Origin of the sequence: Neorhizobium sp. LjRoot104, from assembly GCF_964253725.1 — a bacterium.
In the GTDB taxonomy this organism is placed as follows: domain Bacteria; phylum Pseudomonadota; class Alphaproteobacteria; order Rhizobiales; family Rhizobiaceae; genus Neorhizobium.
The window spans coordinates 3,150,105-3,171,615 of the sequence record NZ_CAXURS020000001.1 but is presented as its reverse complement, the minus strand read 5'-3'; the positions used below and the strand labels follow the sequence as shown (position 1 = coordinate 3,171,615).

Annotated in this window: 17 protein-coding genes; 10 read left to right on the top strand and 7 right to left on the bottom strand. The window is 62.9% G+C overall.

What is annotated here, in order from left to right; genetic code table 11:
• Positions 1-97: 97 nt before the first annotated feature.
• Positions 98-802 carry a GntR family transcriptional regulator gene (locus ACSQ8R_RS16015; RefSeq protein WP_436254292.1) on the top strand — a complete coding sequence of 235 codons (705 nt, stop codon included), beginning with the start codon at positions 98-100 and terminating at the stop codon, positions 800-802.
• A complete protein-coding gene (locus tag ACSQ8R_RS16010) occupies positions 757-2,814 on the top strand; it encodes an alpha-glucosidase (RefSeq protein WP_436254291.1) in 2,058 nt (685 codons plus the stop codon). The genes ACSQ8R_RS16015 and ACSQ8R_RS16010 overlap by 46 nt, the downstream gene beginning before the upstream one ends.
• A 180-nt stretch (positions 2,815-2,994) precedes the next feature.
• Here ACSQ8R_RS16010 and ACSQ8R_RS16005 read toward each other — a convergent pair whose 3' ends face one another.
• From ACSQ8R_RS16005 to ACSQ8R_RS15995, 3 genes are read right to left on the bottom strand one after another with little or no spacing between them, the layout of a single operon-like run.
• Positions 2,995-3,636, bottom strand: coding sequence for a ThuA domain-containing protein (locus ACSQ8R_RS16005; protein ID WP_436254290.1), 642 nt, complete (start codon positions 3,634-3,636; stop codon positions 2,995-2,997).
• A gap of 17 nt (positions 3,637-3,653) precedes the next feature.
• Positions 3,654-4,757 (bottom strand): Gfo/Idh/MocA family protein, encoded by a 1,104-nt coding sequence (locus ACSQ8R_RS16000; protein WP_436254289.1) that lies wholly within the window; start codon positions 4,755-4,757, stop codon positions 3,654-3,656.
• Between the two features lie 33 nt (positions 4,758-4,790).
• Positions 4,791-5,990: an ROK family transcriptional regulator gene (locus tag ACSQ8R_RS15995; RefSeq protein WP_345923517.1), complete on the bottom strand. Its 1,200-nt coding sequence runs from the start codon at positions 5,988-5,990 to the stop codon at positions 4,791-4,793.
• A 251-nt stretch (positions 5,991-6,241) separates the two neighbouring features.
• Here ACSQ8R_RS15995 and ACSQ8R_RS15990 point away from each other — a divergent pair, with 251 nt between their 5' ends.
• The 4 genes from ACSQ8R_RS15990 to ACSQ8R_RS15975 all read left to right on the top strand — a co-directional run bounded on the left by ACSQ8R_RS15990 (position 6,242) and on the right by ACSQ8R_RS15975 (position 10,534).
• Positions 6,242-7,516, top strand: coding sequence for an ABC transporter substrate-binding protein (locus ACSQ8R_RS15990; RefSeq protein WP_436254288.1), 1,275 nt, complete (start codon positions 6,242-6,244; stop codon positions 7,514-7,516).
• Between the two features lie 106 nt (positions 7,517-7,622).
• Positions 7,623-8,564, top strand: coding sequence for a carbohydrate ABC transporter permease (locus ACSQ8R_RS15985; RefSeq protein ID WP_436254287.1), 942 nt, complete (start codon positions 7,623-7,625; stop codon positions 8,562-8,564).
• On the top strand, positions 8,557-9,441 hold the full coding sequence (locus ACSQ8R_RS15980) for a carbohydrate ABC transporter permease (RefSeq protein WP_436254286.1): 885 nt from the start codon (positions 8,557-8,559) through the stop codon (positions 9,439-9,441). Before ACSQ8R_RS15985 ends, ACSQ8R_RS15980 begins: the two co-directional genes overlap by 8 nt.
• A gap of 22 nt (positions 9,442-9,463) precedes the next feature.
• On the top strand, positions 9,464-10,534 hold the full coding sequence (locus ACSQ8R_RS15975) for an ABC transporter ATP-binding protein (RefSeq protein ID WP_436254285.1): 1,071 nt from the start codon (positions 9,464-9,466) through the stop codon (positions 10,532-10,534).
• A 22-nt stretch (positions 10,535-10,556) separates the two neighbouring features.
• On the opposite strand, the gene ACSQ8R_RS15970 is transcribed toward ACSQ8R_RS15975, so the two are convergent.
• The 4 genes from ACSQ8R_RS15970 to ACSQ8R_RS15955 form a co-directional block, all read right to left on the bottom strand.
• A complete protein-coding gene (locus ACSQ8R_RS15970; protein WP_436254284.1) occupies positions 10,557-11,177 on the bottom strand; it encodes a nucleoside triphosphate hydrolase in 621 nt (206 codons plus the stop codon).
• 95 nt (positions 11,178-11,272) lie between these two features.
• Complete coding sequence (locus ACSQ8R_RS15965; RefSeq protein WP_436254283.1) at positions 11,273-13,552, bottom strand: xanthine dehydrogenase family protein molybdopterin-binding subunit; 2,280 nt, start codon at positions 13,550-13,552, stop codon at positions 11,273-11,275.
• A gap of 305 nt (positions 13,553-13,857) precedes the next feature.
• A complete protein-coding gene (locus tag ACSQ8R_RS15960) occupies positions 13,858-15,579 on the bottom strand; it encodes a M28 family peptidase (RefSeq protein WP_436254282.1) in 1,722 nt (573 codons plus the stop codon).
• Positions 15,580-15,757: 178 nt separating this feature from the next.
• Positions 15,758-16,558 carry an IclR family transcriptional regulator gene (locus ACSQ8R_RS15955; protein WP_436254281.1) on the bottom strand — a complete coding sequence of 267 codons (801 nt, stop codon included), beginning with the start codon at positions 16,556-16,558 and terminating at the stop codon, positions 15,758-15,760.
• 283 nt (positions 16,559-16,841) lie between these two features.
• Between ACSQ8R_RS15955 and ACSQ8R_RS15950 the strand changes: the two genes are divergently transcribed.
• The 4 genes from ACSQ8R_RS15950 (at position 16,842) to ACSQ8R_RS15935 (ending at position 21,509) form a co-directional block, all read left to right on the top strand.
• Entirely contained in the window at positions 16,842-18,494 is a 1,653-nt protein-coding gene (locus tag ACSQ8R_RS15950) for an ABC transporter substrate-binding protein (RefSeq protein WP_436254280.1), read from the top strand.
• Positions 18,495-18,611: 117 nt separating this feature from the next.
• Positions 18,612-19,589 (top strand): ABC transporter permease, encoded by a 978-nt coding sequence (locus ACSQ8R_RS15945; protein WP_436254279.1) that lies wholly within the window; start codon positions 18,612-18,614, stop codon positions 19,587-19,589.
• Complete coding sequence (locus ACSQ8R_RS15940; RefSeq protein WP_436254278.1) at positions 19,582-20,496, top strand: ABC transporter permease; 915 nt, start codon at positions 19,582-19,584, stop codon at positions 20,494-20,496. Before ACSQ8R_RS15945 ends, ACSQ8R_RS15940 begins: the two co-directional genes overlap by 8 nt.
• The gene (locus tag ACSQ8R_RS15935) at positions 20,493-21,509 is read left to right on the top strand and encodes an ABC transporter ATP-binding protein (protein WP_436254277.1); all 1,017 of its coding nucleotides are present in this window, start codon (positions 20,493-20,495) and stop codon (positions 21,507-21,509) included. The genes ACSQ8R_RS15940 and ACSQ8R_RS15935 overlap by 4 nt, the downstream gene beginning before the upstream one ends.
• Positions 21,510-21,511 lie beyond the last annotated feature (2 nt).

Genomic DNA, 21,511 nt, shown 5'->3' with positions numbered 1-21,511 from the left:
ATCCTCCTCAACCTTCGACTTGCATATCACCCGCTTTCGTGTAAATCAATGGTGTATCAATTTTAATGCGTTGTTCCCGGGGAGGGGGAAACGGCTTATGGACAGTTATCCGGGCAGTCTGCCGATCTATATGCAAATCGCCGAACTTCTGGTGCGCGACATCGCGGCCGGCCGGCTTGTCGATGGCGAGAAGCTGGCGCCCGAGCGCGACATGGCGGTGCAGCTCGGCATCGCGGTCGGCACGCTGCGCAAGGCGCTGGCGGAGTTGCAGAACCGCGGGCTTCTGGAGCGGGTGCAGGGATCCGGCAACTATGTCCGGGCGATCAGCGACCCGAAGAGCGTCTATGCCATGTTCCGGCTGGAGTTGATCCACGGCGGCGGCCTGCCGACGGCGGAATTACTCGACGTGATGCGGCTCGACAAACCCAAGGATCTGCCGAAATTCGGCTTTTCGCCGGAGGGGCATCGCATCCGCCGCATCCGGCGGCTGTCGGGCAAGGTCGCAGCGCTCGAGGAGATCTGGCTGGACGGCTCCTATGTGGCGGCCATCGCGCCGGAGGAGCTGTCGGAATCCCTCTATCTCTATTACCGCACCCGGCTAGGCCTTTGGATCGCCCGGGCGGAAGACAAGATCGGCCTCGACACCGTGCCCGACTGGGCGCCGTCGGGATTCGGCCAGAAGCCGGGAGCGCCGATCCCTTATGTACTGCGGACGAGCCAGGCGCAGGACGGCGCCCTGGCCGAGGTTTCCCGCACATGGTTCGACCATTCCGTGGCGCGTTACGTATCGCGGCTGCGGTAGAAACAATCGAGTACGACAAGATGAAATTCGAGACGACACAAGACGGTTTTTCCATTTCGCTGAACGGCCGCGTCATCCTGCGGCACAGCGCTGCCTCGCCCTGCATCTTCGTCGGCCACGGGCAGGAACGGATGGACATGTACCGCGGCAATTTCGAGGTCGAGGACTATATCGTCGAGCGCAGCGCGCTGCGCCACGCGGATGTCGATGGCAACATGATCAGCCTCTCGGATGCGGAAGGCCGGGCACCGCGGCTGGAACTGACCGTCTCGGAAACGGCCGTGCATTTCCGGTCGCTGGACGAGAGGATCAACCGCTTCTGGATCCGCATCCATGCGGAGAATGACGAGCATGTCTGGGGCGGCGGCGAGCAGATGTCCTATTTCGACATGCGCGGGCGCCGTTTTCCCTTGTGGACTTCGGAGCCGGGCGTCGGCCGCGACAAGACCAGCGAGATCACCTTCAAGTCGGACCTGAAGGACAAGGCCGGAGGTGACTATTACAACACCAACTATCCGCAGCCGACCTACGTCTCCTCGGCGCGCTATGCGCTGCATGTGGAGACGACCGCCTATTCCGTCTTCGATTTCCGCCGCAAGACGTTTCACGAGATCGAAGCCTGGGCGGTGCCGGAGCGGATCGAGTTGTTCGCCGCACCGAGTTTCGTGGAATTGGTCGAGGTGCTGTCGTTGCGCTTCGGGCGGCAACCGGAACTGCCGGACTGGGTCTACAAGGGCGCGATCATCGGCCTCAAGGACGGCGTCAATTCCTTCGCGCGGCTGGAAAAAATGCGCAACGCGGGCGTCCAGGTCTCGGGCCTCTGGTGCGAGGACTGGGTCGGGCTTCGCCAGACCTCGTTCGGCTCGCGCCTCTTCTGGGACTGGCAGGCGAACGAGAGCCGCTATCCGGGCCTGCGAGAGAAAATCGCGGAGCTGAACGGGGAGGACATTCGTTTTCTCGGCTATGTGAACCCCTATCTCTGCGTCGATGGTTCGCTCTTTCCCGAAGCGGAGGCGGCGGGTTATTTCGCCAGGGATCAGCTTGGTCGAACTGCCATCGTCGATTTCGGCGAGTTCGATTGCGGCGTCGTCGATTTCACCAATCCGGAAGCCGCAGACTGGTTTGCCGAGGAAGTCATCGGCCGTCGCATGCTGGATTTCGGGCTGACCGGCTGGATGGCCGATTTCGGCGAATACCTGCCGATCGACGTGGAGCTTGCGAACGGCATCGACGCCAAGCTGATGCACAATGCCTGGCCGACGCTCTGGGCCGAGGTCAATGCCAAGGCGATCGCCAGCCGCGGCAGGACGGGCGAGGCGCTGTTCTTCATGCGGGCCGGCTTTACCGGGGTGCAGAAACATTGCCCGCTGCTGTGGGGCGGCGACCAGTCGGTGGATTTTTCGCGCCATGACGGGCTCGTCACGGTGATGTGCGCGGCCCTCTCGTCAGGCCTGCTCGGGAACGCCTATCACCATTCCGATATCGGCGGTTACACGAGCCTGTTCGGTAATGTCCGAACGCCGGAACTCCTGATGCGCTGGGCGGAGATGGCCGCCTTCACGCCGGTCATGCGCAGCCACGAGGGCAACCGGCCGCGCGATAACATCCAGATCGACCAGGATCCCGAAGTACTGGAACATTTCGCCCGGATGACGCGGATCTACGTGCATCTGGCGCCGTATCTGAAGACGCTGTCCACCGAGGCCGCCGCGCGAGGCCTGCCGGTGCAACGGCCGCTTTTCCTGCATTATGAGCATGATCCGAAGACCTACGCTATTCAGGATGCTTACCTCTACGGCTCTGAGTTGCTGGTCGCGCCCGTGTGGCATGCGGCGCAGGAGGTGCGCAGCGTCTATCTGCCGAAAGGGGCAGATTGGGTGCATGTCTGGAGCGACGTGGAATATGCAGGCGGGGAAGAGGTGACGGTGGCATCGCCGATCGGTTGTCCGCCAGTGTTTTATCGCAAAGGTGCGTCGTTTGCGGAGACCTTCAAGGCATTGAAAGGAATGTAGGTAAGAGGCGGTGCGGCATTCCTGACCCTCCCCTTGTGGGGGTCCGGAGGACGGGACGGGGCAAGCGACCCGTCCCCGGTTGGTGGCCGGCAGGCGGGAGGGGTTTTATTCGGAGTAAAGTCCCCTCCCCAACCCCTCCCCACAAGGGGGAGGGGCTCCATGCGCCGTCTCAGTCCAGTCTCAACGCGCCGCCCAGTTTGCTCCGCGCCTAAAGATCGTCTTCATCTGGGGCACGTCGAATTCCTTGGCCTGGTGGCCGAGCGAGGAGTAGAAAACCCGGCCCTCTCCGTATTTCCGCTTCCAGACCACCGGCATGACGACGCCGTCGATCCAGTAGGCATGGTCGCCGGTAAACGTGGTCGTCGCCAGCACCTCGTTCGAGGGATCGACATGCATGTAATATTGCTCGGACGTGTAGGGGAAATCGGTGATCCCCTCCATCAGCGGATCGCCCGGCTTCGTGATGTTGACCGTGTAGTCGATGATATTGCCGGGATGGGCGACCCACTGGCCGCCGATGATGAACTGGTAGTCAACCGACTCGCGAAAGGCGTCGCCCGCGCCGCCGTGGTAACCGGCAATGCCGACGCCGCTCTGGACGGCCGCGGCGAGGTTCTTCACCTCCTCCTTCTCGATCTTCGACATGGTCATGATCGGCACGATGAGGCTGAGGTCATGGATGGACGGATCGGCGAAGGCTTCGGTCGAGTGTTCGAGATAGACCTTGAAACCGTCCTCCTCGAGCATGTCCTTGATGATCTCGGCACATTCCTGCGGTTCGTGGCCGCTCCAGCCGCCCCATACGATGAGTGCTTCACGCATTTTATTCGTCCTCCAGATTATTTCGCCAGCTGGCCGTCAACAAGCGATTCCGACAGTGGAGCGGGCCGCTCCGTCGCCGTGGTGATCCTGATCGTGCGCCCTTCGGCGGAGGCCGTGTGGAAGGCTTCCATGACCTCCAGCACATGCAGCGCCAGATTGCCGTTCGCCCGGTGGGGGCGGTTGGAACGGATCGCATGCGCCATGTCCGCGACGCCTATCGAGCGGTAGTTGCCGTCCGCATAGGGGAGGGTGGCGGGCTGGTCCTCGAACTGGCCACCCTTCTTCAGATAGCCGACAGGTCCCTCGAAACGGTTCGGATCCGGCACGATCAGCGTGCCTTCGGTGCCGTAGACTTCGAGCGGCACATGTTTGTGGCCGGCAACGTCGAAACTCATGCCGATCTGCACCACCGCGCCATTGGCAAAGGCCATGACGCCCGCCACATGGGTTGGAACATGCACCGGAATGCGCTCGCCGTTGCGCGGTTCGCTGGTGATGATGCGCTCCTTGCGGGGCGTGATCGCGAAACCCGCGACCTGTGATACAGGGCCGAGCATGTTGACGAGATCGGTGATGTAATAGGGGCCCATGTCGAGCATCGGACCACCGCCGACCTCGTAGTAGAAGGCCGGGTTCGGGTGCCAGCGCTCGTGGCCCGGGCACATGAAGGTCGCCGTGCCGCCGACGGGCAAGCCGATGACGCCCCGGTCGATCAACTCGCGGGCCGTCTGGTGGCCGCCGCCGAGAAAGGTGTCGGGGGCAGCGCCGATGCGCAGTCCCTTCGCCTTGGCGGCCTCCGCCAGTTTTTTCCCTTCCGCGAAATTAATCCCGAGCGGTTTTTCCGAATAGGTGTGCTTGCCGGCATCGAGCGCCTGCAGGGCAACGGCGACATGGGCCTTCGGGATCGTCAGGTTGACGATGATTTCTACCTTGGGATCGGCCAGCAGTTCATCGACCGTGCGGGCCTCAAGATTGAACTCGGACGCCTTCGCCTCGGCCAGATCACGGTTGAGATCGGCCACCCCGCGGATATCGAGGATCGGAAAGGCTGATGTCATCGCCTTCAGATAGGCGCCTGAAATATTGCCGCATCCGATGATGCCGATACCGACTTTATCCATGATTTCCTCCCGAAAAATGCTGAAATTTGCGCCTCAGAGCGCCGGCCCGGTGGTGCTCCAGGGCGATTCGTAAAGTTCGTAAAGCGCGACTGCGGCAGCCCCCTGCGCCCAGAAATCATCGGTCGAATCGTCGAAGACGAGTTCGCTGACGCCTTTCAGCGAGGGCGGGATGGCGAGCGCATAGGCGTCGCGCAGGCTGTTCAGGAACGGCTCGCCCAGCGCCAGCGACGAGCCGACGAGGATGACGCGCGGCGGCGCGAACAGCGTGACGATATTGGCGATGGTCAGCCCGACGGCCTCGCCGGCGCGAACGGCCGCGCCGATCAGCCGGTCGTCGTCGGCCTGGATCAGCGCCTGGACGTGGGTCATGCCGCGGCCGAGCCGCACCGCCTCGGCAAAACGCCCGTCGGCCTGCTGTTCGCCGAGGATGGCGCTTTCGCCGGCCTGGCTCGAAAGTCGCACCATGCCCTGCGGTCCCGTGCCGAGCACGAGGTCGCCGAGATTGTGGCTGAGGCCTCCGGCGCCGCGAAAAAGCCGGTTGCCATGCAGCACGCCGAGGCCGAGCGTCTGTTCGAGCGAGATCAGGACCATGTCCTGCAGGTCGCGGGCCTTGCCGAACCAGTGGTGGCCGAGGGTAATGGCATGGGCATCGCTCTCGACGATCGTCGGCGTCGACAGGCGCGTGGACATTTCGGCGGCAAAATCGATGTTGATCTCGCGAAAAATCGGGCTTGAGCGGATATGCCCGGTGCGGTGTTCGATGACGCCTGGAAGTCCGAGGCAGACGCTGTCGACATCCTCCAGCGACAGGCCGGCATCGACGACGCAGCGGCGGACGCCGTCCTCGACGAGGTCGGCGATGACGGCGATCGGCTGGCGGTCGATACGGATCGGCAGGGTGAGCTTGGAGAGCACGTCGCCGCGGAAATTGGTGACCACGAAGACCATGCGGCTTGCCGCGATCTTGGCACCGACGACGCGGGCGGCATCCGGATTGACTTCCAGCATGACGCGCGGCCGGCCGCGCACCGCCTCGTTGCGGATATCGCCCTCGTGGCGGGTCAGGATCAGCCCGTCGTCGAGAAGCGAACCGGTGATGGCGGAAACGGTGGTGGTCGAGAGTTCGGTGCGTTCGGAAATTTCGACGCGAGAAATGGGGCCGCGCCGCCGGATCGTATCAAGCACATTGAGGCGGTTGATGGCGCGCAACAATTCGGGATCGGCGGTCTTCATTTTCTGCGCACTCGTCGGCTTCTGCACCGAACTGCTATTTAATTCGAGGTGCAAATTAAATCCGCTTTGTTCTAGAGCCGATTTTGTGCTGCTTGCAATAGAAAAAAGCGACGAATGCCGCATTTTTTGCCAAAATATTCCAATCTCGTGCAAAGCTATTGACAGATGCGGCAGGCTTGCCGATTATTTAATTCGGATACAGGAATAAAGCTTTGGGAGGAGCACCTTCAATGTCCAACAGATACCACAGAATGCGTCTGATTTCCGCCACCGCCGTAATTCTCGCCGGTGGCCTGTTTACGGCCGGCGCTGCCGCAGCGGACAGCGTCATTCGCTGGATGCATGTCGAGCAGGTGCCGGGGAACGTCGCCGTCTGGAACCAGATCGCGAGGGATTACGAGGCCAAGCATCCCGGGGTCAAAGTCGAGCTGCAATTCCTGGAAAACCAGGCCTTCAAGGCCAAACTGCCGACGCTTCTACAGTCGAACGATGCGCCAAGCATCTTCTATACGTGGGGTGGCGGCGTCCTGAAGGCGCAGTCCGAGACCGGCACGTTGCGGCCGATCAATGCGGCGATCGACGCGAATGGAGGGGAATGGCGCAAGTCGGTCAACGCCTCCGCCGTCGACGGCCTGACCTTCGATGGCAAGGTCTGGGCGTCGCCCGTCAGGACCGGCCTCGTTTCCTTCTACTACAACAAGGAGCTGTTCAAGAAGGCGGGTGTCGATGCCTCGAAGATCGCAACCTGGGACGATTTCCTCGGTGCGGTCAAAACGCTGAAGCAGGCCGGCGTGACGCCTATTGCCGGCGGCGGGCGTGACAAGTGGCCCCTGCATTTCTACTGGAGCTATCTCTCGATGCGCGAGGCGGGGCAAAAGGGCTTTGCCGATGCGAAGGCAGGCAAGAACGACGGCTTCGCCGGCAAGCCGTTCGTCAAGGCGGGCGAGCGTCTGGCCGAACTCGGCAAGCTTGAGCCATTCCAGAATGGCTATCTGGGCGCAACCTGGAACGACGCGCTTGCCGCCTTCGGCGATGGCCGTGCCGCGCTCATCCTGAGCTTCGAGAACACGCCTGCGACCCAGGCGTCGAATTCGACGAGCCGCAAAGGCCTTGCCGACGACAATATCGGTCGCTTCCCGTTCCCCGTCGTCAGCGGTGGTGCCGGTGTGACCACCGACAGCTTCGGCGGTCTCAACGGATGGGCGGTCACCAAGAACGCTCCGCCTGAAACCGAGGACTTCCTCCGCTACATGGCAAGCATCGACGTGCAGAAAGTGCTCGCCAGGGATACTCAGATCATGCCCGTCGCCAAGGGTGCGAGCGAAGCGATCTCCAAGCCGCTGCTGAAGGAAGTCGCCGAGGCTCTTGGCAAGGAAACCTGGCACCAGAACTTCCTCGACCAGGATCTCGGTCCCAATGTCGGTGCGATCGTCAACGACATCAGTGTCGAGGTGGTCTCCGGCGGCATGAAGCCGGCTGACGCAGCGCAGCAGATCGAGGATGCCTATTCTCTCGAGCGAAAGTAAGCACAGTGCCGGCGCTCCCGCTCCTTAAGGTTCCAGCAACCCTGGGAGCGCCGGTTCCCGCCCTTGCCTGACGCCGTCCTGCGCAGCCCGAAAGGCTCGAAAATCGATGAGCGATACGCTGATATCTGCCAATGCCGTCCCATCCGGGAATACACTTGCGGTATCGCGGCGCCGCAGGCGGTCCCTGGCCAACAGCAAGTGGCCGGTGCTGGTCCTGTTCCTGCCGCCGGCGCTTCTTCTGTTCACGGTGCTGGTCATTCTGCCCATGGGCGAGGCCGCCTGGTATTCCTTCTACAACTGGAACGGCTATGGCAGTCCGACGCAGTGGGTCGGCTGGCGCAACTACCAGCTCATTTTCCGCAACAGCGCCTTCACCCAGGCACTGATCAACAACGGCCTGATCGTGCTCGCCTCGCTCTGCGTGCAGGTGCCGCTGGCGCTCTGGCTGGCGACGATGATCTCCAGCCGGATCAAGGGCGCGCTGTTCTTCCGGCTGATCTTCTTCCTGCCCTATGTACTTGCGGACGTCGCGGCCGGCATGATCTGGCGTTTCGTCTATGACGGGGATTTCGGTCTCGTGGCCGGTATCTCGCAGATGCTCGGTGTCGAGGCGCCCTTCTGGCTGGCCGACCGGGACCTGGCGATGTACGCGATCCTGGGCGTGGTGGTCTGGAAGTATTTCGGCTTTCACATGATGCTCTTCATCGCCGGTCTGCAGGCGATCGACAAGAGCGTGCTCGAAGCGGCCGACATCGACGGCGCGACCGGTTTCCAGAAATTCCGGCTTGTGACATTGCCGCTGCTCGGCTCCACCGTGCGCCTCTCCGTCTTCTTTGCGGTCGTCGGTTCGCTGCAGCTGTTCGACATGATCATGCCGCTCACCGGCGGCGGGCCCTCGAACTCGACGCAGACGATGGTGACGTTCCTCTACAATTTCGGGGTGACCCGCATGCAGGTCGGGTTCGGCAGCGCCGTCGGCGTGGTGCTGTTCGTGATCTGCGTGACGCTCGCCTTCAGCTACAAGCGGGTATTCATGCGCAATGACTGAGATCTCGACAGCACAGCCCATCGATGCCGCCAGCGCCCCGACGTCCGGCCAGCGCATCCGCGCCGGCACGCAGGTCTATATGTACGTGTCGCTGATCATCGTGGCGGCAATCGTGGTGGTGCCGCTGATCAGCACCGCGCTCGGCGGCTTCAAGACGCTGGGCGAACTGCGTGGCAATCCTTTCGGCCTGCCGACGGAATGGCAGTGGTCGAACTACACGGACATCATCGTCAGCAAGCGCTACTGGCTGCAGATGAGCAATTCGCTGATCATCGCCCTGCTGACGGTGTTCCTGACGCTGACCTTCGGCGCCATGGCCGCCTTCTGCTTCGCGCATCTCCGCTTCTTCGGCGCCAATTACCTGGTCAACTATTTCCTGATCGGACTGATGTTTCCGGCCGCGACCGCCATCCTGCCGCTTTATATCCGCATCCGCGATCTGGGGCTCATCGATACATACTGGGGCGTGGTGCTGCCGCAGGTGGCGTTCGGCATGGGCATGAGCATCATGCTGTTCCGCAACTACTTTCGCAATCTGCCGTCGGAACTCTTCGACGCGGCCTTCGTGGACGGCTGCGGCTACATGCGGTTCTTCTGGCATATCACGCTGCCGCTGTCGCGGCCGATCATCGCGACCGTCGGCATCATCTCCTTCGTCGGCAGCTGGAACAGCTATATCGTGCCGCTGATCATGCTGAATTCGGAAAGCCGTTATCCCTGGCCGCTCGGCATCATGATCTACCGGGGCGAATTCAGCACCGAATGGCAGCTGGTGCTGGCCTTCATCACGCTCACCATCCTGCCCACCATCATCGCCTTCTTCCTGGCCCAGAAGCACATCATCGCCGGCCTGACCGCCGGTGCGGTGAAGTCCTGAGCCCCGACCCGGAGTAACTCGCATGGCATCCGTCGAACTCAGACAAGTCCGCAAGGCCTACGGCGCACTCGACGTCATTCACGGTATTTCCCTGTCGATCGAGGATGGGCAGTTCATCGCCCTGGTCGGCCCTTCCGGCTGCGGAAAATCAACCCTGCTGCGGATGATTGCCGGGCTTGAGGAAATTACCGGCGGGGATGTCGTCATCGACAATGCGGTCGTCAACGAGTTGACGCCGCGAGAGCGCAATATCGCCATGGTGTTCCAGTCCTACGCGCTTTATCCGCACATGACGGTCGCGGAAAACATGGGCTTCAACCTGCGGCTTTCCGGCACCCCGAAGCCGGTGATCGCCGAACGCGTCGCCGAAGCCGCCCGCATGCTCGACCTCATGCCGCTTCTCGACCGCAAGCCGGCGCAGCTTTCCGGCGGGCAGCGCCAGCGCGTTGCCATGGGCCGGGCGATCGTCCGCAACCCGGCCGTCTTCCTGTTCGACGAGCCGCTTTCCAATCTCGACGCCAAGCTGCGCGTGCAGATGCGCGCCGAGATCAAGCAACTGCACCAGAAGGTCGGGACGACGTCGATCTACGTCACCCACGACCAGATCGAGGCGATGACGCTCGCCGACCGGATCGTCGTGCTCAACCAGGGCCGGGTGGAGCAGGAGGGCACGCCGATGGAACTTTACAAAAAGCCGGCCAACCTCTTCGTCGCGGCCTTTATCGGTTCTCCGGCGATGAACCTTCTCGATGGCACCGTGGATGGCGATGGCGGCGAGGCGGCCGCGCGTCTGAGCGACGGAACGGCGATCCGTATCGCGCCGGACCGCAAGGTGAAGCGCGGCCAGGCGATCAAGGTGGGCCTGCGCCCTGAACACCTCAGCCCCGGCGTCGGGGGAACGGCGCTTGCGGGGCAGACGCTGCTGGTCGAGCCGACCGGTGCACAGACCCACATCATCTTCGACCTTGCCGGCCATCCGGTCGTCGCCATCGTCGATGGCGAATACCCGGCCCGCTACGGCGCCCGGTTCGAAGCCAACATTCCGGCCGAGCAGGTGCATGTCTTCGACCGCGAAACGGGAATGGCCCTGTAGGCCGGCGTTGTCCGCAACAGCCTCAGTAGCTTTCGAGCCTGATGTCGGCGGGCCGAGAGTGCGTAAGGATATAGCGACCGTTCGGCAGGTCGTTGCCATCGAGTTTCCACGCGATCTCCGCTTCGTTCAGCCCGTAATGCACCCAGCGGGCCTTCAGCCGCTCGCGCAGCACTTCCTCCGAAGGGCCAACGAAGATCGTAAGGTCGAACATCGCGGCGAGCCGCGACCAGGGTGCCTCGTCGATCAGCAGGTAATTGCCTTCCGCCAGAACGATATGGGTGTCGGGGGAGATGGCGCGGGCCGAGGCGATGGCGATCTCGCGGGACCGGTCGAAGACCGGCACCAGCACTTCTTCGTCCCCCTGCCGCACCGCACTCAGGATATCCGCGAAACCGCGAACGTCAAAAGTCTGCGGCGCGCCCTTGCGGGGCAACAGGCCGCGGGCTTCGAGGAGGCCGTTGTCCATGTGGAAGCCGTCCATCGGCAGGATTTCGGTCGCTTCACCGCGCGCTAGCAGGGCTTCGTGCAGGGCGTCGGCGAGGGTGGATTTTCCGCCGCCCGGCGGGCCGGCAATCGCGACGATGAAGCGCCGCTTGTCTTTGGCGCGGCCGATGACGGTGTCGGTGATGTCGTCCAGTGTCATAGCGCCGAGGCCCTGCGTTCCATTGCTTTGAAGAGGACTTCTAGCGTTCCGCAAGGCATTCAGGCAATCCACCGACAGACGAAACAGGGCTCGGATCAAGGACCCTGTCGAGCATCCTCCCTAGCCGCTCTGATGGCTTCCCAGACCCTGTAAGGGGTTGCAGGCATGTCGAAATCCCTGACGCCGGCCGATCGAAGCGCATCCAGGACGGCGTTCATCAGGGTCGGCAGGGCGCCGGTCGTGCCGGCTTCGCCGCCGCCCTTGACGCCGAGTACATTGGTGGGCGAGGGCGTCGGCAGGTCGAAGAAGCGCGGCGTCGGCATGAAATCGGCGCGCGGCATGAAATAGTCCATGAACGTGGCGGTCAGCATCTGGCCGCTGTCGCGGTCGTAGACGATATGCTCGCCAAAGACCTGGCCGGCACCCTGGGCAAGGCCGCCATGCATCTGGCCTTCGAGCAGCGTGTGGTTGAGGACATGGCCCGCATCGTCGATGCCGATATAGGAGGTGACCCTGGTCTCGCCGGTATTCGGGTCGATCTCCACTTCGGCGACGTGCACGCCGCCGGGGAAATTGCGCTCCGGCTGGATCGAGGCCAGCGTATCCAGGGCATTGCCATCCGGCGTGACGTGGCGGGCCGCCAGTTCCAGGAGCGAGATCGACATGTTGGTGCCGGCCACCTTGTAGTGGCCGTGGTCGAATTCGATGTCGGTTTCCGAGGCTTCCAGCGCTTCGGCGGCGAGGTTCAGGCCCTTCTTCACCACTTCGCGGGAGGTGACCGCCAGGGACGCGCCGTGCGAGGCCATGGTGCGTGAGCCCATGGTGCCGGCGCCTTTGAGCTTGTGGGGCGCATGGACGCTGTTGGCGCGCAGGTTGACGAGGTTCTCGTCGATGCCGAGTTCCCTGGCGACGAGCCGCGGCAGCACCGTCTCGTGGCCCTGGCCGGCGGAGCCGGAAAGCGTGTAGAGCGTCAGCGTGCCGTCCGCCTCGAAACGGATCTCGGTTTCTTCCGGCATGTGGCCGCCGCCCGAGGGCTCGATGAAGATGCCCATGCCGATGCCGCGCAGATTGCCGCGCTTTTCGGCTTCCTTCCGGCGGGTTTCGAAACCCTTCCAGTCGGACATCGAGACGGCCTCTTCCAGCATCGCGACATAGCTGCCGCTGTCGTAAATTGTGGTCGGGGTCTGGTAGGGATAGGCATCGTCGGGGATCAGGTTCTTCCGGCGGATCTCGATCCGGTCCATGCCGAGATCGGTGGCGGCCTGATCGACCAGCCGCTCGACGAAATAGTTGATGTCCGGACGGCCGGCACCGCGATAGGCGGCGATCGGCGAGGTATTGGTGAAGGCGAGGCGGTTCAGCCCGTAAACCGCGGGGATGCGGTAACATCCCGTGCCGGTCAGCATCGGATTGAGCACGTTGATCAGCGCGCCGGGCGGCGAATGATAGGCGCCGAGATCGCAGACGATGTTCATCCGGATGCCAAGGAACTCGCCGGTTTCGCCGAGCGCCAGTTCGCCGGTGAACCTGACGGCGCGGCCGTGATAATCGGCGAGGAAGCTTTCGGTGCGGCTGGCCGTCCAGCGTATCGGCCGACAGAGTTTCCTCGCTGCGAGCATGATCGCTGCATATTCGGGATAGGCCGCGCCGCGGATGCCGAAGCTGCCGCCGACATCGCCCATGTGGTGGCGCACCTTTTCCGGCGGATGGCCGGTGAAGCGGGCGAGACCATCGGCAAGGCCCGTGCCCTGGCTGGCGGAATAGACGTCGAAGACGTCCGTCCCGGGATCATAGGCCGCCATGAAGGATTTCAGTTCGAGCGGGTTGGCGGCGACGCGCTGCGACTCGACCGTCAGCGTCGCGACATGCGCGGCCTTGGCGAAGGCCTCGTCGGCCGTCGCCTTGTCGCCGAAACCGTGCAGGAAAACGAGATTGCCCGGCACGTCGTCGAAAAGTTGCGGCGCTCCCTCTTCCAATGCCGCCTCCGGGTCGATGATCGCCGGCAGGTCTTCGTACTCGACCGCAATCAGCTCGACCGCGTCGGCGGCCGCCTCGGCGCTATCTGCCACCACCATCGCGACCGGTTCGCCGACGAAGCGGACACGGCCGGTCGAAAGCGCATAACGGTCGGGTGCCTTGATCTTCATGCCATCGACGCCGGGGAAGGAGACCAGCGGCCCAGGGGCGATCAGGCTGGCCTCCAGCGCGTCCTTGCCGGTGAGTACGATATGGACGCCGGGGGCCTCAAGCGCCGCCTCGACATCGATCGACACGATGCGCGCATGCGCCTGGTCAGCTCTCAAGAATGCGGCGTGGAGCTGGTTATCCAGCACCTTGTCGGCGGTATACGCGCCCTGGCCTGTAATAAGTCTCATGTCTTCCCGGCGACCGGTGAAGACCTCATGATCACTGCTCAAAACATTCTCCCACGCCAGGCGATTTCGGCCGGATGCGCCTCTTCGGCCTCTGTGCAGAGATTCAGACGCCCGGTGGATGGGTATCCCATCCGACGGCCGCAGACTGCTGCCGGCGGCGGACGCTAATGCATGAATTCAACTGAGACAAATGCGATTTTATACTATCACTATAATTTCTGGGGCAGGGAGCAGGCGCGATGATTGGAGGAATCATAGAAGCCCGCGCCAGTCTCCCGGCGCGGGCTTTTGTCCATGGATGACGATCAGGCGGCGCGAACCAGCTGTTCTGCCTGACGCAGCGCCGAGATCACGCGGTTCTGGCCGCGCACGAGCTGGGTCCTGGCAAAACCGAGCTTTTCCGGGCCGAGCTTGTCGAGGTCGGCGGCGGTCGAGAGGGCCGGCAGTTCCGGGATCGGCAGGGCCGGGTCGTGACGGAAGCGCTGCTCGCGGGTGTAGTTGAGCGGCACCAGGATGCGGGCGAGCCTCTGGATCACGTGGTTCGCAGACTTCGGCTCGATCTTGCCGGAGTCGATGCCGGCATAGAATGCGGCCAGCGCGTCGGCGAGCGATTCGACGGCCTTGCGGGCAGGCGAAAGGTCGAAGCGGTTGCCGGCCTTGTTCTGGTAGGTGTCGACGGTGTGGAGGAATTCCTTGGCCGTTGCGCGCCAGTCGAAGGGCAGGATCTTTGCATTGGCATTGCGCAGCACGGCGAGCAGATAGACCTTGATGTCGCGCAGCATGATGTCCTTGTCGGCGATCTCCAGCGTGTCGTTTTCGGTGTGCCAGGCGATGTTCGCGCCGCAGCCGCCGACCGTGTAGTAGCCCTTCTCCTCGCGGTCCCGTTCCGTCATGGTCGAGGACAGCATCAGGTAGCTTGAAAGGCCGATATTGTTGAAGGAATAGTCGCCGGCGCGGTGCGGGCGTTCGGCTTCCGCCTTCTTGCCGGCCACTTCCTCGATAACGTCGGAAAGGAAGGCTTCCGTCTCGGTCATCATGCAGAGATTGATGAATTCCGTCGCCCAGCGGCAGCCGGGGCTGTCGCAATTGACCGAGGCGACGCAGTTTTCGTCGAGGTCGAGCGCGAAATTGTCGGAGAACCAGGTGGAGCCGGCATAACGGCCGGTCGAGTGGCCGGGCCACCAGCAGATGCGGATCGAGCGTTTCAGCTTGTCGCGATTGGCCCACAGCACGCGGGCGATTTCGAGCAGCGTCGCGTCGCCGGTGGCGTTGTCGCCGACGCCGACGTCCCAGCTATCGAGATGGCCGTGCAGGAAGACGTATTTGTCCGGCTCCTCGGTGCCCTTGATGAAGACTTCCGGCAGTTTCGACTTGAACCAGCCTTCCTCCATGTCGGCGAAAATGGTGACTTCGGCGCCGGTCCTGGCAAGCTCGATCAGCGCATCGCCGCTTTCGTGATTGACGGCGACGGCGGGAATGGAGGGCTTGCGGGGCAGGTCGTCGAGATCGGGCGTGCCCCAGACGGTGGTGCAGGTGCCCCAGTGGATATCGACGCCGGGATTGATGGCGATGACGCCGACCGCACCAAGCTCGGTGAACTGCGAAACGAGTCCTGGGTTGGCGAAGCCTTCCGAGAGAACCACCTTGCCGCGGACCCGGGCGGCGAGTTCGCCGGTGCCATCGACGGTCTTCTCAAACATGGTCGAGATCGCCTTCGGCTGGAGGCTCGCGATGTAGACGATCTCGCCCTTCACGCCCTTCGATGCGTCCAGCGAATAGGACGGCGGCTTGGCGCGGAAGGTCTTGCCTCCGGCTTCGACGCGGGCGAGGCCCGGCAGGCTGAGGAAAAGGTCGGCCTCGTGCATCTTGACCTCGACGCCGTGATTGGCGAGCCGCGCGGCGACCTCGTCCATGGCGCGGTTCACGTCGGTCGGATGTTCGCGCTTGTAGGTCGCAAAGCTCTCCACCAGAGCCCAGGGTTCATCCAGCTTCACCGCTCCCAGAACGGCAGATTCGATCTCGTTCATATCCGGTACTCCCCAAATTGTTTTATCTAGTGAAACGATGTTTCATGATACGCGAAAAAGCTAACAGAGGTTCGGAGACCCCGCAAGCGGCTTCGAAGGGCTAGAAATCGCACTGACGAAAACGGGCGCCGAAGCGCCCGCGGATTTCCGGATGATTGGAGAGAGGCCTGATCGGGCCTCAAGCCCTTGATTTCACGAGGCCGTTTTCGCCGGGGCCATGGATCGAAAGGCGCTCGGAAATTTCCGCAGCGGCTTCGAGGGCGGCCTTCAGGTGGCTTTCGCGCCGTTCCTCGTCGAAACGGGCGACCGCACCGGCGACAGAGATCGAGGCGATGATGGTGCCGTCGGCGCCGGTGATCGGGGCGGCCACCGAGAACGCGCCTTCGTCGAGATCGTTGAGCACGATGTTGTAGCCGTTGGCGCGGATGCGTTCGAGCATCTGGCGCAGTTTCACCCGGTCGGTGATCGTGTAGGGCGTGAAGGCTTCGAGCGGCTGGGAGAGCGCCGCGTCGATGACCGAGGGATCCGAGTAGGCCAGCAGGAGCAGCGATCCGCCGCCCGCATGCAACGGACCGTTGCGCCCGGCCTGGGCAAAAAGCCGGATCGAATGCCGGCCGGCGCGGGTCGCCAGAACGTAGGTCTTGAGGCCTTCGCGCACGACAAGGTTGACGTTCTCGGAGGTCCGGTCGCGCAGCGCATCCATGACCGGGCGGGCGGCGTAGAGCAGTGCTCCGTCCTTGCCGAGGCGCTCGCCGAGCACGCCGATGCGGTAGCCGAGCGCGAATTCGGCGCGTTCCGGATCGCGCGACACGAAGCCGCGTTCCTCCAGCGTGTGCAGCAGCCGGAAGACCAGCGATTTGGTCATCCCCAGCGATTTCGCAAGCGAGGTGACGCCCTGGTCCGGACGGTCGGCAAGGGCTTCCAGAAGGGCGAGCGCCCGGTCCACCGCCGCGATCTTGTAGTCTTTTGGTTCGGTCATCGGATGGTCTCCTCCGGCATGTGGTTTGGATTGCTTGAAGCTTCTTGCAATCTTCTTGGAATGTGTTTTACTCGCCATCAATGCGAAACGATGTTTCACAGAATAAAACATTGAGGGCCGGGTTGCAAATCTTTAGGAGGCGCTCATGGAGAATTCTGTGGATTGAGTATCGGCAGCGAATGCGCGGGAAACGTGTTCGAAGGCTGATTTCGGATTTGCGATGCGGAGGGAGAAAACCCTCTGCCAACAAGAGAATAGTCAAGCTATTCAGAGGAGAACGACTATGAAGTCCGTTTTGAGAAGTGCATTTGCAGCTCTTGTGGTGACGGCCGTCGCTCTGCCCGCCTGGGCCGGCGATCCGATCCGCAAGATCACCATCCTGTCGCGTCCGCAGGCGGGCCAGCAGGCAGAATTCCAGTCCGTCCAGCTGATCGCCCAGGAATGGCGCAAGCTCGGCCTCGACGTCGAGGTCCGGGCGATCCCCTGGGAGCAGATGTCGGACGAGGTCTGGTACAAGCGCGACAGCTGGGACTCGACCGCCTGGCAGATGGTCGGGCGGCCGGAGCGCTCCGACCCCGACGAGCTGATCTTCAACCTCTTCCATTCCTCGACCGCCAAGGACGGCTACAATTTCGCGGGTTACCTGAACAAGGATTACGACGCGACGGCCGAAGCCCAGCGCGGCGAGATCGATCCGGCCAAGCGCAAGGCGCTGGTCTTCAAGGCACAGGAGATCCTTTCCAAGGATCAGCCCTACATGATGCTCGTGCATCCGAAGTCGACCTTCGCTTTCGACAAGACCGTCTGGAAACCGGAATCGGTCGTCACCCAGAGCGGCATCGGCATCCGCAACACCTGGACCTTCCTCGGCATCGAGCCGGCGGGCGCGAAGAAGGACCTGATCATCAACTCGTCCGACAATATCAAGGCGATCAACCCGCTCTATATCTCGGGCAGCGTCGACAGCTGGATCACCGAACTGGTCTGGGACCGCCTGCTGCGCGTCGGCCCGGATGGCCTGCCGAAGGCATGGGCCGCCGAGAGCTTTACCTGGAAGGACGGCACCACGGTCGATGTGAAGCTGAAATCCGGCATGAAGTGGCATGACGGCAAGCCGGTCACCCCGGAAGACGTCAAGTTCTCGTTCGAAGCGGCAGTCGGCGGCGAAGCTCCGATGTACAAGCCCTTCGCGACGAATATCGATGGGATCACCATCAGCGGCGACGTCATCACCTTCAAGCTGAAGAAGCCGGCCGCCTCCTTCGTCACCTCCAGCCTTGCCAAGGTCAACCTGATCCCGAAGCACATCTGGGAACCGATCCTCAAGGATCTCGCCACCAAGCCGGAAACCGCGGAAAGCTATCAGGAGCAGATGCCGATCGGCTCCGGTCCGTACAAGTTCACCAGCTGGGCGAAGAACGAGTCCGTCACGCTTGCCGCCAACAAGGACCACTTCGCCGCGCCGAAGGTCGATCGCTGGATCCTGCGTATCGTACCGAACGCCGAAGCCGCGCTCGGTATGCTGCGCTCGGGTGAAATCAACTTCATGGGCGAGTTCACCGGCGATCCGCAGGTGCTCATCGATGCCGCCAAGAAGGACGGCGACCTGGAGGTGGTATCCACCGTCGACATGGGCTTCCGCTACATCGCCTTCAACGAACGCCGTGCTCCATTCAACGATCCGGCCTTCCGTCGCGCGCTGTCCGAAGCGGTCGATCGCCAGCTGATCGTCAAGGCCGCCTATCGCGGTTTCGCGGTCGCCTCGAACTCCATCGTCTCTCCGGCGCTGGAATACTGGCATGACAAATCGGTCGTCGACAGTTTCAAGGCCGGACAGGCGGTCGCGGCCAAGACCCTGAAGGATGCCGGTTATACGCTGGAAGGCGGCAAGCTCCATTATCCGGGCGACACCAAGGAAACCGTCGCCGCCAAATAATCCTCGCGGAGGCGGCGGATTGTTCGGCCGCCTCCCTTTTTTGCCTGACGCTTGACATCGGCAGCCTCGCCTTACCTCCCGAACGCGGCGCCGAGCCAAGAGAAGGAATTTTTTCAGATGAAGAATTTCAAGGCCGTGGGCGGCAGGTTGCTGCAGCTCGCTCTGGTTTTATGGGCGGTGGTGACCATCCTGTTTCTGATGTTCCGGCTGATGCCGGGAAATCCGATGGCCGCCTATATCGACCCGACCTTTACGCTCGAGCAGCAGCAGCAACTGATGGCTCAGTTCGGCCTCGACAAGCCGCTGTGGCAGCAGTACCTGATCTATCTCGGCAACCTTCTGCAGGGCGAACTCGGCCAGAGTTTTCGCTACCGCGAGCCGGTCGGCCAGCGCATCTGGATCCTTTTGCCGAACACGCTGATCCTCACCTTCTCCTCGCTGATCGTCGCTTATGTCTTTGGCATCCTCGCCGGCGCCTATCTCGCCTGGCGCCGCGGAAGCTGGGTGGAGCAGGCGGCCATTCCGCTGGTGCTCACCACCCGCGCCATGCCGGAATTCTGGCTCGGCATGGTGATGCTGGCGATCTTCTCGTTTTCGCTCGGCTGGCTGCCGGCCGGCGGCACGCGCGCTCCGGGCGCCGAATATTCCGGCTTTCTCGATCTCTATACATCGCGCGACTTCCTCGCCCATCTGGCGCTTCCGGCGGCGACGCTGGCGATCTACAGCCAGGGCCTGCCGCTTCTTCTGATGCGCTCCAACATGCTCGACGTGATGAAGGAGGACTTCGTCACCATGGCCCGCATCAAGGGGCTGTCGAACTGGACGGTGGTGGTGCGCCACGCGGCCCGCAATGCGCTTTTACCGGTCATGACCTCGTTCGCGATTGCTGTCGGGTACCAGCTGCAGGGCAATGTCGTGGTGGAATCGGTGTTCTCCTGGCCCGGCCTCGGGCGCGAGCTGGTGAACGCCGTCGCGGCGTCCGACTATCCGCTGGCGCAGGGCGCCTTCTTGATGATCGCGCTCGTGGTGATCTTCATGAATCTGCTCGCCGACCTGCTCTATGCCTTCCTCGATCCAAGGATTTCCCATGCCTGAGATCGCCGCAGCCGCCATCATCAAATCGAGACGCCCTCATATCCTTGCGCGGATGTTCCGGGCGCTGAGGCTGCCGATGAACGACCCGTTCGCGGTCGCCGGCCTGCTCATCTATCTGGTGTTCATCGTCGTCGCCGTGTTTGCCGATCAGATCGCCACGCACGACCCGACGGAAATTCTCTATACGCCAGCCTACGATCTCGCGGCGGACCTCCGGCCGGGGCAGGATGGTTTCATCATGGGAACCACCAGCCTCGGCCGGGATATATTTTCGCAGCTCGTCTACGGCAGCCGCTCGGCGCTGCTGATCGGCATCACCGCCGCCTTCATGGTGGCGCTGATCGGCTCGATCATCGGTCTCGTCGCCGGTTATTTCGGCCGCTGGGTGGATGCCATCCTGATGCGGCTGGCCGATATCGCCTTCGGCATTCCCTTCCTGCCCTTCGTCATCGTGCTTGCCGCCTTCCTGCGGCCGTCGATCTGGAACGTCGTCATCGCCATGGCGCTGGTGCTCTGGCGCGATACCGCCCGCGTCATCCGCAGCCAGGTGCTGACGCTTCGCACCCGCGGTTATGTCGAGGCAGCAAGGGTGGCGGGGTCGTCCGACTTCAAGATCATCCTGCGCCACATCGCGCCGAACATCCTGCCGCTCTCCTTCCTCTACGGATCGATCGCGATCGGCTGGGCGATCCTGACCGAGGCGTCGATCAGCTTCCTCGGTTTCGGCGATCCGGATTCGATCAGCTGGGGCTACATGCTGCAGGATGCGTTCGCCAGCCAGGCGCTCGCCAAGCAGGCCTATTACTGGTTCGTGCCGCCGGGCATCTGCATCATCCTCGTCGTCAGCGCGGGCTTCTTCGTCACCCGCGGTTATGAAAACATCCTGTTTCCGAAGTTGAGCCGATGAGCGAGCCCCTTCTTTCCGTCAGGGACCTTCGGGTCAGCTATCAGGTGGGGCGCAATTTCGTCCATGCCGTGGATGGCGCCAGCTTCGATATCCCGCGCGGTTCGATCACCGGGCTGGTCGGCGAATCCGGCTGCGGCAAGACCACCGTCGCCCGGGCGCTGACGCGGGTGATCGCCGAGAATGCGTCGATATCAGGCGGGCAGATCCTGTTCGACGGCAAGGATCTGGCAAAGATCCCGGAAAGGGAGATGAACGCGCTGCGCTGGCGCGATATCGCCTTCATCCCCCAGAGCGCGATGAATTCGCTCGATCCGGTCTATACGGTCGAATACCAGCTTGCCGAAGTGCTGCGCCGGCGCGGTGGCATGGGCCGCAAACAGGCCAGGGCCCGTTCCGAAGAACTGTTCGAGATGGTCGGCATCGATGCCAATCGCCTCAACGACTATCCGCACCAGTTTTCCGGCGGCATGCGCCAGCGCGTGGCGATTGCGCTGGCCTTAGCGCTCGACCCGAAGCTGATCATCGCCGACGAACCGGTGACGGCGCTCGACGTCATCGTGCAGCGACAGATCCTCGACCAGCTGAAGGAGTTGCAGACGCGGCTCGGCGTCTCCGTGATCCTCGTCACCCACGACATCTCGGTCGTCGCCTATATCTGCGACCGCACCGTGGTCATGTATGCGGGCAAGGTGGCCGAATCCGGCACGATGCAGGCGGCGCTGACCGCGCCGTCGCATCCCTATACGATGGGCTTGCGCAACGCCTTCCCGGATCTGCAGGGGGCCGCCTCCGGCATCCTGACGCCGATCGAAGGCGCGCCGCCGAACCTTGCATCGCCGCCGGCCGGCTGCCGGTTCAAACCGCGCTGTCCTTTCGCGCTCGACATCTGCGGCACCGAGCCGCCGGTCGTCGAGGTCGCGCCGGGTCATCCGGTGCTCTGCCATCGCGCCAACGAGAGCGCTGCCTTGCGTATCGAAGCCGCCAGGACGGAGACATGGATGGTGCCGGCATGAAC